At 61.5% G+C, this 12,371-nt stretch carries 12 protein-coding genes; 7 read left to right on the forward strand and 5 right to left on the reverse strand.

What is annotated here, in order from left to right; genetic code table 11:
• Window position 1: 1 nt before the first annotated feature.
• From hemX to hemC, 3 genes are read right to left on the reverse strand one after another with little or no spacing between them, the layout of a single operon-like run.
• Window positions 2–1,126, reverse strand: a complete 1,125-nt coding sequence (gene hemX / locus ACRAWE_RS21595; protein ID WP_063918208.1) for a uroporphyrinogen-III C-methyltransferase — start codon at window positions 1,124–1,126, stop codon at window positions 2–4.
• Between the two features lie 22 nt (window positions 1,127–1,148).
• Entirely contained in the window at window positions 1,149–1,889 is a 741-nt protein-coding gene (gene hemD, locus ACRAWE_RS21600) for a uroporphyrinogen-III synthase (protein WP_019452548.1), read from the reverse strand.
• On the reverse strand, window positions 1,886–2,827 hold the full coding sequence (gene hemC / locus ACRAWE_RS21605) for a hydroxymethylbilane synthase (protein WP_063918206.1): 942 nt from the start codon (window positions 2,825–2,827) through the stop codon (window positions 1,886–1,888). The genes hemD and hemC overlap by 4 nt, the downstream gene beginning before the upstream one ends.
• Window positions 2,828–3,143: 316 nt before the next feature.
• On the opposite strand from hemC, the gene ACRAWE_RS21610 reads away from it, so the two are divergent.
• Complete coding sequence (locus tag ACRAWE_RS21610; RefSeq protein ID WP_019452546.1) at window positions 3,144–5,696, forward strand: class I adenylate cyclase; 2,553 nt, start codon at window positions 3,144–3,146, stop codon at window positions 5,694–5,696.
• A 36-nt stretch (window positions 5,697–5,732) separates the two neighbouring features.
• Here ACRAWE_RS21610 and cyaY read toward each other — a convergent pair whose 3' ends face one another.
• Entirely contained in the window at window positions 5,733–6,053 is a 321-nt protein-coding gene (gene cyaY / locus ACRAWE_RS21615; protein WP_019452545.1) for an iron donor protein CyaY, read from the reverse strand.
• Between the two features lie 78 nt (window positions 6,054–6,131).
• Between cyaY and lptM the strand changes: the two genes are divergently transcribed.
• The 6 genes from lptM (at window position 6,132) to uvrD (ending at window position 11,809) form a co-directional block, all read left to right on the forward strand.
• The gene (gene lptM, locus ACRAWE_RS21620; RefSeq protein WP_282437009.1) at window positions 6,132–6,338 is read left to right on the forward strand and encodes an LPS translocon maturation chaperone LptM; all 207 of its coding nucleotides are present in this window, start codon (window positions 6,132–6,134) and stop codon (window positions 6,336–6,338) included.
• 71 nt (window positions 6,339–6,409) lie between these two features.
• Window positions 6,410–7,234, forward strand: coding sequence for a diaminopimelate epimerase (dapF, locus tag ACRAWE_RS21625; RefSeq protein WP_004934244.1), 825 nt, complete (start codon window positions 6,410–6,412; stop codon window positions 7,232–7,234).
• Window positions 7,231–7,944, forward strand: a complete 714-nt coding sequence (locus tag ACRAWE_RS21630; RefSeq protein ID WP_019452542.1) for a DUF484 domain-containing protein — start codon at window positions 7,231–7,233, stop codon at window positions 7,942–7,944. The genes dapF and ACRAWE_RS21630 overlap by 4 nt, the downstream gene beginning before the upstream one ends.
• Window positions 7,941–8,852 carry a tyrosine recombinase XerC gene (gene xerC / locus ACRAWE_RS21635; protein ID WP_019452541.1) on the forward strand — a complete coding sequence of 304 codons (912 nt, stop codon included), beginning with the start codon at window positions 7,941–7,943 and terminating at the stop codon, window positions 8,850–8,852. The genes ACRAWE_RS21630 and xerC overlap by 4 nt, the downstream gene beginning before the upstream one ends.
• Window positions 8,852–9,568, forward strand: coding sequence for a 5-amino-6-(5-phospho-D-ribitylamino)uracil phosphatase YigB (gene yigB / locus ACRAWE_RS21640; RefSeq protein ID WP_063918204.1), 717 nt, complete (start codon window positions 8,852–8,854; stop codon window positions 9,566–9,568). The genes xerC and yigB overlap by 1 nt, the downstream gene beginning before the upstream one ends.
• 78 nt (window positions 9,569–9,646) lie before the next feature.
• A complete protein-coding gene (gene uvrD / locus ACRAWE_RS21645) occupies window positions 9,647–11,809 on the forward strand; it encodes a DNA helicase II (protein ID WP_432525869.1) in 2,163 nt (720 codons plus the stop codon).
• Between the two features lie 45 nt (window positions 11,810–11,854).
• Here the strand turns inward: uvrD and ACRAWE_RS21650 are convergent, their stop codons facing one another.
• The gene (locus ACRAWE_RS21650; RefSeq protein WP_025160392.1) at window positions 11,855–12,328 is read right to left on the reverse strand and encodes a WbuC family cupin fold metalloprotein; all 474 of its coding nucleotides are present in this window, start codon (window positions 12,326–12,328) and stop codon (window positions 11,855–11,857) included.
• Window positions 12,329–12,371 lie beyond the last annotated feature (43 nt).

Below are 12,371 nucleotides of genomic sequence, written 5' to 3' on the forward strand. Positions count from 1 at the left end.
CTTAACCCTCCTGGTGAACGGCAGGGGACTGGGTCATCAGGTTGCGCACCCGGGTCTGCATCACTTTTTCCAGCAGCGGCTGGCTTTTCAGCTGATCCGGCACGTCCATCGAGATCGACTGTTGGCTCAGGTTATCCAGCTCTTCAAGGAAGGCCTTGGTCGCCGGGTCGGTGGTGTCGAAATAGGCGCGCACCCAGGTAGAGACGGTTTCCAGCGATTGCTTGTAGGTCTCGTTCTGGTGACGCGGAATGGCCTGTGCCGCCACCAGCAGGCGCGAACGGATGTTTTCGCGCAGGTAGATGTCCTGGTTCGGCGCCAGCAGCGGCTCGGCGCTGGTGTCGCGGCGGCGGATGGTGATGAAGTCGGCCATGAAATTGCGCCAGCTCTTGGCCAGGTTCTGCCGCCATTCGCCGATCGAGCCGGAGAGCTCGTTGCTGTTTTGATCCATCGGCGCTTCGTCGGTGTCGTTGTCCGCCAGGCGCAGGTTATCCACCTGATTGGACAGCTGATTAACCTTGAGGATGATGCCGTCGTAATCGACCTGGGTCAGGGTTGAAAGCGTACCGATGTCTTCGGTAATGGCGCGACGCACGTCGAGCAGGCTCGGATCGTTCATGTCCGCCAGGCTGGCGTCGGCGCTTTTCAGCAGCGCGGCGGCGCTGGTCACGTCCTGATCGCTCCACAGTTTGCGGCCGGCCATTTTCACCAGGAAATCGGCCTGAGCCAGCAGCCAGGTTTTGGCGTCGCTGCCGGAGATGGTCGCCACTTTTTCCTGCAGCTCGCTCAGCTGGCGCGCCAGGTTCGCCTGCTCGCGATCGGCGGCGTCCAGGGTTTTACCCTGCTGTTGCAGCAGGCCTTCCAGCGCGTTTCTTTCCTGCTGCTGGCTCTGCTTCACGCCTTCGAGCTGCTGCTGCAGCGCCTGGTTGGCGGCGATCAGCTGTTGCGCCTGCTTGTGCGTGTGGTAATAGCCGCCCGCGCCGAGGGCGATGACCAGCACGATAGCGATCGCGCCGAGCACCGGGCCGGTATTCTTGCCTTTGCGGCTGGCAGCGGCTGGCTGCTGGGAGCTCTCAACCGCGGTGGTTGGCTCTTCAACCGGGGCGGATGGGGTATTTTGTTCCGTCATAGTGGCACATCCCATAGTCAGATTATTGTAGCGCGCGGATCAGCGCGTCATTATCGGCGTTGTCAGCTACCCGAATCGTACGCCAGCCCAATTCCCGGGCGAGGGTAGCCAGGCGTTCGCTCACTACTACCAGGCGGCAACGCAGCAGCCATGAAGAACGATAGTAATCAGGAACTAAAGTATAGAGCTGTTGTAACATTTCACCGCTGGTCACCACCAGCGTATCCACACCGGCGCGCTGCCAGTGGGCGCTTTGCTCGCTGCCGTCGTAGTGCACCGGGCTGCGTTGATAACATTCATAATAGCTGACGTCGGCGCCGCGCTCGCTCAGCGTCGAGCCCAACAGTTCGCGGCCGCCGTTGCCGCGCAGAATCAGCGCGCGTTTGCCCGCCAGCTTTTGCAGCGCCGGCAGCAGCAGCAGCGTTTCGCTGATCTCGCGTTCACGCGGGTATTCCACCGGCAAACTGCTGATGCGATGCAGCGCCAGCCCGGTGGTGCGGCCGATGGCGTAATACGCCAGGTGAGCGGGCCAGCTCAACCCGGCACGGCCAATGACCGAATCGGCATAGTTCACCGAATGTTGCGACAGCACGAACACCAGATCGCCGGCGTTAAGCTGCTGCAACGCCTGCGGCAACTGCGGCAGATCGCCGCCGGGGGCGAAGTCGATCAGCGGTGCATGATAGGCAACCCGGCCGAGCGCGCGCAGCCGGCTCACCAGCAGCTCTCCCGAAGGCGATGGGCGGGTTACCAGAATGGTCATGCCGGCGGATTTCCCTGATAAACTTCGCGCAGGATCTCGCGCGCGCCGCGCGCCAGCAGCTCTTCCGCCAGCTCAACGCCCATCCGTTCGGCCTCGGCGGCCGGGCCGCGGCGCTCGCCGCGCACCATCTGGCTGCCGTCCGGCGCGCCGACCAGCGCGCGCAGCCACAGGCTGTCGCCATCCAGTTCGGCATAGCTGCCGATCGGTACCTGGCAGCCGCCTTCCAGACGGGTGTTCATCGCCCGTTCGGCGCGCACGCGGGTTTCGGTGGCCGCATGGTTCAGCGGCGCCAGCAGCGCGCGGGTGACGCTGTCGTCGAGACGGCATTCGATGCCGACCGCACCCTGGCCGACCGCCGGCAGGCACTCTTCGGCGCTCAGCGGGCTGCGGATGCGTTGCTCCAGCCCCAGGCGCTTCAGGCCGGCCACCGCCAGAATAATCGCGTCGTAGTCGCCGTTGTCCAGCTTGGCCAGGCGCGTGCCGACGTTGCCGCGCAGGTCGCGCACGACAAGATCCGGGCGGCGTTCACGCAGCTGGCACTGGCGGCGCAGGCTGGAAGTGCCGACCACGCTGCCCTGTGGCAGTTGATCGAGCGAGGCGAAACGATTGGAAACAAAAGCGTCACGCGGATCTTCGCGCTCGCAGATGGTGGTCAAACCGAGGCCGGCGGGGAAGTCGACCGGCACGTCTTTCATCGAGTGCACGGCGATGTCGGCGCGGCCTTCCAGCAGCGCCAGTTCGAGTTCTTTAACAAACAGGCCTTTACCGCCGACTTTCGCCAACGGCGTATCCAGAATAACGTCGCCGCGCGTTACCATCGGCACCAACTCGACCTGCAGGCCGGGATGGCTGGCCATCAGACGTTGCTGCACATAATGTGCTTGCCAAAGTGCAAGCGGGCTTTGTCGGGTGGCAATTCGAATAATTTTGTCTAACATGCTTGTTACCGTTTTTATATTTCGCCATCCATCCTACCACTGAGAGCCAATACTGTCAGTGCAAGAAGCCGGAGGCGGAAAAAGGACAACGGAATCAAAGGGACGTGTGATGTGCTTTGGGGCAGTTAACACTGCGGGTAAATCGTTTAGGGAAGCGCTACAATAATTGTGAAGCGTTACCTCCTTTACGGTCAATCAGCAAGGTGTTAAATTGATCACGTTTCCAGCAATAAGTCGCCAAATATTCTTCTTACACTAACGGCGCTTATGGAATACGGGTTTTTTTCTAAACACCGGGATAATCAGGCGAGACGTCTTGTACCTCTACATCGAGACATTGAAGCAGAGACTGGATGCGATCAATCAGCTACGCGTCGATCGCGCCCTGGCGGCTATGAAGCCCGCGTTTCAACGGGTATACAGTCTGCTGCCCACCTTACTGCACCACCACCACCCGCTGATGCCGGGTTACCTGAACGGTAACGTTCCCCACGGCATTTGCCTCTACACGCCTGATGAAACTCAACAAGATTACCTGAACGATTTAGAAGACAAATGGGGCAGCCCGTTTGATAAGCCGGCCAGCGGCGAGCTGCCGATCACCGGCGTCTACTCGATGGGCAGCACCTCGTCTATCGGCCAAAGCTGCAGCTCGGATCTCGACATCTGGGTCTGCCACCAGTCCTGGCTGGACAACGAAGAACGCACCCGCCTGCAGCAAAAATGCAGCCTGCTTGAGAAGTGGGCCGCCTCGATGGGGGTGGAAGTCAGCTTCTTCCTGATCGACGAAAACCGCTTCCGCCATAATGAAAGCGGCAGCCTGGGCGGCGAAGACTGCGGCTCGACGCAGCATATCCTGTTGCTCGACGAATTCTACCGCACCGCGGTACGCCTGGCCGGCAAGCGCATCCTGTGGAACATGGTGCCGGGCGAAGAAGAAGCGCACTACGATGAATACGTGCTGTCGCTGTACGCGCAGGGCGCGCTGACGCCGAACGAGTGGCTGGATCTCGGCGGCCTGAGTTCGCTGTCGGCAGAAGAGTACTTCGGCGCCAGCCTGTGGCAGCTGTACAAGAGCATCGATTCGCCTTACAAGGCGGTGCTGAAGACCCTGCTGCTGGAAGCCTATTCCTGGGAATACCCCAATACCCAACTGCTGGCGACGGACATCAAACATCGTCTGCACCAGGGCGAGATCGTCAGCTTCGGGCTCGACGCCTACTGCATGATGCTCGAACGCGTCACCCGCTACCTGACCGACATCAACGACACCACCCGTCTCGATCTGGCCCGCCGCTGTTTCTACCTGAAAGTGTGTGAAAAGCTGTCGCTGGCCAAGGCCTGCGTCGGCTGGCGGCGCGAGATCCTCAGCCAGTTGGTCAGCGAGTGGGGCTGGAGCGAAGAGCGCCTGGCGATGCTGGACAACCGCGCCAACTGGAAAATCGAGCGGGTGCGCGAAGCGCATAACGAACTGCTCGACGCGATGATGCAGAGCTACCGCAACCTGATCCGTTTCGCCCGCCGCAACAATCTCAGCGTCAGCGCCAGCCCGCAGGATATCGGCGTGCTGACCCGTAAACTGTACGCGGCGTTTGAAGCGCTGCCCGGCAAGGTGACGCTGGTGAACCCGCAGATCTCGCCGGATCTGTCGGAAAACGATTTAACCTTTATTCACGTGCCGGTTGGCCGCGCCAACCGCACCGGCTGGTACCTGTATAATCAGGCGCCGGCCATGGATTCGATCGTCAGCCATCAGCCGCTGGAATATAACCGCTACCTGAACAAGCTGGTGGCCTGGGCCTATTTCAACGGCCTGCTGACGCCGCAGACCCGCCTGCACATCAAGAGCGGCAACCTGTGCGACACCGCCAAGCTGCAGGAGCTGGTGGCCGACGTTTCTCATCACTTCCCGCTGCGCCTGCCGGCGCCGACGCCGAAAGCGCTGTACAGCCCGTGCGAGATTCGCCATCTGGCGATCATCGTCAATTTGGAAAACGATCCGACCGCCGCGTTCCGCAATCAGGTGGTGCACTTCGATTTCCGCAAGCTGGACGTGTTCAGCTTCGGCCAGCAGCAACAGTGTTTGGTGGGCAGCATCGATCTGCTGTATCGCAACTCCTGGAACGAAGTGCGTACCCTGCATTTCAGCGGCGAGCAGTCGGTGCTGGAAGCGTTGAAGACCATTCTCGGCAAGATGCACCAGGATGCCGCGCCGCCGGAGTCGGTGGAGGTATTCTGCTACAGTCAGCACCTGCGCGGCCTGATCCGCACCCGCATCCAGCAGTTGGTGTCGGAGTGCATCGAGCTGCGCCTGTCCAGCACCCGGCTGGAACCCGGCCGCTTCAAGGCGGTGCGCGTCGCCGGGCAGACCTGGGGGCTGTTCTTCGAACGTCTGAGCGTATCGGTGCAAAAGCTGGAGAACGCGGTGGAGTTTTACGGCGCCATCTCCAACAACAAGCTGCACGGCCTGTCTATCAAGGTGGAAACCGATCAGGTGCATCTGCCGCCGGTGGTGGACGGTTTCGCCAGCGAGGGGATCATTCAGTTCTTCTTCGAAGACACCTCAGACGACAAGGGCTTCAACATCTATATTCTGGATGAGTCTAATCGGGTGGAGGTGTATCACCACTGCGAGGGCAGTAAAGAGGAACTGGTGCGCGACGTCAGCCGCTTCTACTCCTCGTCGCACGATCGCTTCACCTACGGTTCCAGCTTCATCAACTTCAACCTGCCGCAGTTCTATCAGATCGTGCAGCTCGACGGGCGCACGCAGGTGATCCCGTTCCGCAGCAACGTGCTGTCCAGCCTGTGCGTGACGGTGGCCGACGGCGCCGCTCAGCCGCTCAAACAGCAGTTCCAACTGCATTGACGCCACAAGGGCTCGGTGGCCGAGCCCTGCATTGCTTCAGGAAAAACGCAGTGCTTCGCCGGCCTGCGTGCTGGCCGCTTCGCTGAGCAGCTGATAAAACGGCTGCCCGCTGCGATCGCATAGCCAGACGCCGTCGCGGTAGTTGAAGTGATAGCCGCCGGCCTTGGTGGCAAGCCACACCTGGTGCAGCGGCTCCTGGCGGTTGATGACGATCTTGGTGCCGTTTTCGAAGCTCAGCGTCATCACGCCGCCATTGGTTTCGTAATCGATGTCCGCATCGCCGTCAAAATCGTCCAGTGTCTCTTCAATATTCAGCATCAGCTGGTCGGCCAACTGGTGAAACTCGCTGTCGTTCATATTCAATTCCTATTGCTTTTCATGATCCACCTGCGATTATAGAGACCTTGGACGCATGAATTACAGGCATTAATGCAAATGAAAAAACAACTACGCTATGCGCTGATGGCAGTTCTGCTTACCGGCCTCGCCGGCTGTGGTCTGAAAGGCCCGCTTTACTTCCCACCTGCCGACGCCACTGGCCAAAAATCGGCCAAGCCGCCGGTGCAAACGGGCGATCAGGTGCAAAAGAACCAGCAGGAGCAGTCTGGCTCTCAGCAAAAACCGTCGATGGTCGATCAGTAACACCCGGTTTGCGGTGGCGAGCGCCGCCGCAAAATCAAGACGGATAGCGCGTCCAGATAGCGGAGTATGATATGCAGTTCTCCAAAATGCACGGTCTGGGCAACGACTTTATGGTGGTCGATGCCGTTACACAGAATGTCTATTTTTCACCTGAGCTGATCCGCCGGCTGGCCGATCGGCACCTGGGCGTCGGCTTTGACCAGATGCTGGTGGTAGAACCGCCTTACGATCCCGAGCTGGATTTTCACTACCGGATTTTCAACGCCGACGGCAGCGAAGTGGCCCAGTGCGGCAACGGCGCGCGCTGCTTCGCGCGCTTTGTGCGGCTGAAAGGGCTGACCAACAAGCGCGATATCCGCGTCAGCACCCAAACCGGGCGTATGGTGCTCAGCGTCACCGACGACGATCTGGTGTGCGTCAATATGGGCGAGCCGAATTTCGATCCGCAGGCGGTGCCGTTCCGCGCCGCCAAAGCGGAAAAGACTTACATCATGCGCGCGGCGGAACATACCGTGCTGTGCGGCGTGGTGTCGATGGGCAACCCGCATTGTGTTTTGCAGGTGGATGATGTAAAAACCGCCAAGGTGGAGCTGCTCGGACCGGTGCTGGAAGGGCATGAGCGCTTCCCGGAACGGGCCAACATCGGCTTTATGCAGGTGGTCAGCCGCGATCACATCAAGCTGCGGGTTTATGAGCGCGGCGCCGGCGAAACCCAGGCCTGCGGCAGCGGCGCCTGCGCGGCGGTGGCGGTGGGGATCCAACAGGAATTGCTGTCAGAAGAGGTGCATGTAGAACTGCCGGGCGGCAGCCTGCATATTCGCTGGAAAGGGCCGGGCAACCCGCTGTTTATGACCGGTCCGGCAACCCATGTCTATGACGGATTTATTCATCTATGAAGAGCGTAGAAGAACAGAGCGTCGCCGGCCTGGCGCTGGATGACGACACCGTGATGCAGTATCTGCTGCAGAACCCGGATTTCTTTATTCGCAACGCGCGCCAGGTTGAGCAGATGCGCGTGCCTCACCCGGTACGCGGCACCGTTTCGCTGGTGGAATGGCATCTGGCCCGCCAACGCAATCACATCGAACGGCTGGAAGAAGAGATCACGCTGTTGATGGAGCAGGCCAGCGCCAATGAAGGGCTGTTCGCCAGGTTGCTGCACCTGCAGGCCGATCTGGCCACCGCCGACAGCCTGCAGGATATGCTGAACCGGCTGCAGCGCTGGGCGCGCGGCTTCGGTTTGGCCGGCGCTACGGTGCGTCTGTTTGCCGATCGCTGGAATATCGGCGCGCCTTCCGACTTTACCCATCTGGCGCTGACGCGCTCGGCGTTTGAGCCGTTCCGCATCCAGCGCCTGGGCAGTGAACAACACTACCTCGGCGGCCTGAACGGCCCCGAACTGCTGCTGCTGTTGCCGCAGGCCAAACAGATCGGCCAGATTGGCTCGGTGGCGCTGTCAATGCTGGGCGACGACGGCGAATTGGGCATGGTGATCTTCAGCAGTCGCGATACGCAACACTATCAGCAGGGCATGGGCACGGTGATGCTCAATCAACTGGCGCGCATGCTGCCGGAACTGCTGGAACGCTGGGTCGAACGCGCATGACGCCGATTGCGCCCAGCCTGCAGCAGCCGGTGGACGCTTTTCTGCGTTATCTCAAGGTAGAACGGCAACTCAGCCCGCTGACGCAGCTCAGCTATTCGCGCCAGCTGGCGGCGTTGATGCGCCTGGCGCAGGAGATCGGCGTCACCGACTGGACGGCGCTGGACGCCGCCCGGGTGCGCATGTTGGCGGCGCGCAGCAAACGCGCCGGCCTGCAGTCAGCCAGTCTGGCGCTGCGGCTCTCTTCGTTGCGCAGTTTTCTCGACTGGCTGGTCAGCCAGGGCGTGTTGCACGCCAACCCCGCCAAAGGCATCCGCACGCCGCGCAGCGGCCGCCATCTGCCGAAAAACATCGACGTCGATGAAATGAACCAGCTGCTGGAGATCGATCTCAACGATCCGCTGGCGGTGCGCGATCGCGCCATGCTGGAGGTGATGTACGGCGCCGGCCTGCGCCTCTCCGAGCTGGTGGGGCTGGACTGCCGCCATGTCGATATGGCCGCCGGCGAGGTGTGGGTGATGGGGAAAGGCAGCAAAGAGCGCAAATTGCCGATCGGACGAACCGCCGTCACCTGGCTGGAACACTGGCTGGCGATGCGCGATCTGTTCGGGCCGCAGGACGACGCCATGTTCCTGTCCAACCAGGGGCGACGCATCTCGACGCGCAACGTGCAAAAACGCTTCGCCGAATGGGGCGTGAAGCAGGGCGTCAACAGTCATATTCATCCGCACAAGCTGCGCCACTCGTTCGCCACCCACATGCTGGAGTCCAGCGGCGATCTGCGCGCGGTGCAAGAGCTGCTCGGCCACGCCAACCTGACCACCACGCAGATTTATACCCACCTCGACTTTCAACATCTGGCGAACGTGTACGATGCCGCTCATCCGCGCGCCAAACGGGGGAAATCCTGATGCATTTTTATCGCCCGCTGCGCCCGCTGGCGGCGCTGACTTTCGATCTGGACGACACGCTGTATGACAATCGTCCGGTGATTAGGCAGACCGAACAACAGTCGGTGGCCTTCCTGCAGAGCTACCATCCCGGTCTGAACAGCTTCCAGTCGGCGGATTTCCACCGCCTGCGCCAGGAGCTGCGCGAACAGGATCCGGAGATCTATCATGACGTCACCGAGTGGCGCTGGCGCGCCATTCATCTGGCGCTGAGCCGGCAGGGGCTGCGCGACGCCGAGGCGGCGGTCGGGGCCGATGCGGCGATGCAGAACTTCGCGCTATGGCGCAGCCGCATCGAGGTGCCGGAAACGACCCACGCCACGCTGAAGGCGCTGGCCGCGCGCTATCCGCTGGTGGCGATCACCAACGGCAACGCCGATCCGGCGCAGTGCGGCCTGGACGGTTACTTCCAGTTCGTGTTGCGCTCCGGGCCGGACGGGCGCGCCAAGCCGTATCAGGACATGTATCACCTGGCCGTCGAACGGTTGGGCGTGGCGCCCGAACAGATCCTGCACGTGGGCGACGATCTGACCACCGATGTTGCCGGCGCGCTGCGTGCGGGGCTGCAGGCCTGTTGGATCAACGATCGCCAACGGGATCTGATGCAGGTCGCCGACAGTCGCCTGTTGCCGCATATTGAGATTTCACAGTTGGCATCGCTGACAGCATTGTTATAATCCCTGCCAGAACTCTGTATAAATTTCCAGTGAAAAACCCGTCGCCGGCGGGTTTTCCCTTAACCATTAGTGGTGCCTATGGACGTCTCCGATCTGCTCGATAGCCTGAATGAAAAACAACGTGAAGCCGTGGCGGCGCCGCGCAGCAACCTGTTGGTTCTGGCCGGGGCGGGCAGCGGCAAGACGCGGGTGCTGGTGCATCGCATCGCCTGGCTGCTGTCGGTGGAGAACTGCTCGCCGTATTCGATCATGGCGGTGACCTTCACCAACAAGGCGGCGGCGGAAATGCGCCATCGTATCGAACATCTGATCGGCACCAGCCAGGGCGGCATGTGGATCGGCACCTTCCACGGCCTGGCGCATCGCCTGTTGCGCGCCCACCATCTGGAGGCCAACCTGCCGCAGGATTTCCAGATCCTCGACAGCGATGACCAGCTGCGGCTGCTCAAGCGCATCATCAAGGCGCTGAACGTCGACGAGAAGCAGTGGCCGCCGCGTCAGGCGATGTGGTACATCAACGGCAAGAAAGACGAAGGCCTGCGGCCGCAGCACGTCGAGACCTACAACAACCCGGTGGAGGCCACCTGGCTGCGCATCTACCAGGCCTATCAGGAAGCCTGCGATCGCGCCGGGCTGGTGGATTTCGCCGAGCTGCTGCTGCGCGCGCATGAGCTGTGGCTGAACAAGCCGCATATCCTCAATCATTACCGCGAACGTTTCACCAACATACTGGTGGACGAATTCCAGGATACCAACAGCATCCAGTACGCCTGGATCCGCCTGCTGGCGGGCGGCAACAGCAACGTGATGATCGTCGGCGACGACGACCAGTCAATCTACGGCTGGCGCGGCGCGCAGGTGGAAAACATCCAGCGCTTCCTGAAGGATTTCCCCGGCGCGGAAACCATCCGCCTGGAGCAGAACTACCGTTCCACCAGCAACATCCTGAAAGCGGCCAATACCCTGATCGCCAACAACGACGGGCGCATGGGTAAAAACCTGTGGACCGAAGGCGGCGAAGGCGAACCAATTTCCATCTACTGCGCCTTCAACGAGCTCGACGAAGCGCGCTTTGTGGTCAATCGCATCAAGACCTGGCAAGACAACGGCGGCGCGTTGAACGACTGCGCCATCTTGTACCGCAGCAACGCCCAGTCGCGCGTGCTGGAAGAGGCGCTGCTGCAGACGGCGATGCCGTACCGCATCTACGGCGGCCAGCGTTTCTTCGAACGCCAGGAAATCAAGGACGCGCTGGCTTACCTGCGTCTTATCTCCAACCGCAACGATGATGCGGCCTTTGAGCGCGTGGTCAACACCCCGACGCGGGGCATCGGCGATCGCACTCTCGACGTGGTGCGCCAGGCGGCGCGCGATCGCCAGCTGACGCTGTGGCAGGCGACACGCGAGCTGATGCAGGACAAGGTGTTGGCCGGCCGCGCCGCGTCCGCGTTGCAGCGTTTTATCGAACTGGTGGAGTCGCTGGCGCATGAAACCGCCGACATGCCGCTGCATGTGCAGACCGACCGGGTGATCCGCGATTCCGGGCTGTTCATCATGTATGAGCAGGAAAAGGGTGAAAAGGGGCAGGCGCGCATCGAAAACCTTGAGGAACTGGTGACGGCGACGCGCCAGTTCAGCTATCAGGAAGAAGATCAGGATCTGATGCCGCTGCAGGCGTTCCTGTCGCATGCGGCGCTGGAGGCGGGTGAAGGCCAGGCCGACGCCTATCAGGACGCGGTGCAACTGATGACCCTGCACTCCGCCAAGGGGCTGGAGTTCCCGCTGGTGTTTATCGTCGGCATGGAAGAAGGCATGTTCCCGAGCCAGATGTCGCTGGATGAAGGCGGCCGGTTGGAAGAGGAGCGCCGCCTGGCCTATGTGGGCGTAACGCGCGCCATGCAGAAACTGACGCTGACCTATGCCGAAACGCGCCGTCTGTACGGCAAAGAGGTGTATCACCGGCCGTCGCGCTTTATCGGCGAGCTGCCGGAAGAGTGCGTGGAAGAAGTGCGCCTGCGCGCCAGCGTATCCCGCCCGGTCAATCACCGCCGCATGGGCACGCCGATCAGCGAGAACGACACCGGCTACAAGCTGGGCCAGCGCGTGCGCCATCCCAAGTTTGGCGAAGGCACCATCGTCAATCTGGAGGGCAGCGGCGAGCACAGCCGGCTGCAGATTGCTTTCCCGGGTGAGGGCATCAAGTGGCTGGTGGCGGCCTACGCTCGCCTGGAAGCGGTATAAAGAGAGAGGGAAGTTGCAGGGGCAGGCCCCTGCAATCGTTCATGATCAGTGAGGGTAGCGATCGCCGACCTGCGCGGTGGCATACCAGCGCATCACCGCTTCGGTGCCTTCGCCGCCTTCCTGCGGCGCCCATTGCATGCAGTCCTCTTCCGTCAGCGCCTGATAAGGGCCCTGCTTCACTTCGAACACCACGCCGCCGGCATCGACCGACAGCACTGCATGCCAGGTAAATGCCGGCATCTCCAGCACTTTGGTCTCTTCGCCGAGCAGGGTGCGCTGCGTCACGACGCCGTCATCGTTGAACTGCAACACGACAAAACGGCCGCGCAGCGGCGTCAGCAGTTCCCAGGTTTGCGGGTGGCGGTGCGGGCGGATATAGGTGCCGGGTTCCATGGCGATCGCCAGGCGTTGCACCGGGTCGCTCAGCTCTTCGTGTAAGGTGCGGTGCGCGCGCAGGCGGGCCACGCTGGCGGCCTGTTCGCTCATCGCGGTCAGTTCATGGGCGGTAATCTGTTTCATCATTTAAATCCGCATGCTTGTCGTACCATTAGGGTGATGTCAT

It is taken from the genome of Serratia sp. BFP-2025 (genome assembly GCF_050880365.1).
GTDB classification, from domain to species: domain Bacteria; phylum Pseudomonadota; class Gammaproteobacteria; order Enterobacterales; family Enterobacteriaceae; genus Serratia; species Serratia surfactantfaciens.

Excerpts from the sequence above, each read along its gene's own strand:
- hemX (WP_063918208.1), bottom strand. The coding sequence starts at position 1,126 with ATGACGGAACAAAATACCCCATCCGCCCCGGTTGAAGAGCCAACCACC.
- hemD (WP_019452548.1), bottom strand. The coding sequence starts at position 1,889 with ATGACCATTCTGGTAACCCGCCCATCGCCTTCGGGAGAGCTGCTGGTG.
- hemC (WP_063918206.1), bottom strand. The coding sequence starts at position 2,827 with ATGTTAGACAAAATTATTCGAATTGCCACCCGACAAAGCCCGCTTGCA.
- cyaY (WP_019452545.1), bottom strand. The coding sequence starts at position 6,053 with ATGAACGACAGCGAGTTTCACCAGTTGGCCGACCAGCTGATGCTGAAT.
- lptM (WP_282437009.1), top strand. The coding sequence starts at position 6,132 with ATGAAAAAACAACTACGCTATGCGCTGATGGCAGTTCTGCTTACCGGC.
- dapF (WP_004934244.1), top strand. The coding sequence starts at position 6,410 with ATGCAGTTCTCCAAAATGCACGGTCTGGGCAACGACTTTATGGTGGTC.
- ACRAWE_RS21630 (WP_019452542.1), top strand. The coding sequence starts at position 7,231 with ATGAAGAGCGTAGAAGAACAGAGCGTCGCCGGCCTGGCGCTGGATGAC.
- xerC (WP_019452541.1), top strand. The coding sequence starts at position 7,941 with ATGACGCCGATTGCGCCCAGCCTGCAGCAGCCGGTGGACGCTTTTCTG.
- yigB (WP_063918204.1), top strand. The coding sequence starts at position 8,852 with ATGCATTTTTATCGCCCGCTGCGCCCGCTGGCGGCGCTGACTTTCGAT.
- uvrD (WP_432525869.1), top strand. The coding sequence starts at position 9,647 with ATGGACGTCTCCGATCTGCTCGATAGCCTGAATGAAAAACAACGTGAA.
- ACRAWE_RS21650 (WP_025160392.1), bottom strand. The coding sequence starts at position 12,328 with ATGAAACAGATTACCGCCCATGAACTGACCGCGATGAGCGAACAGGCC.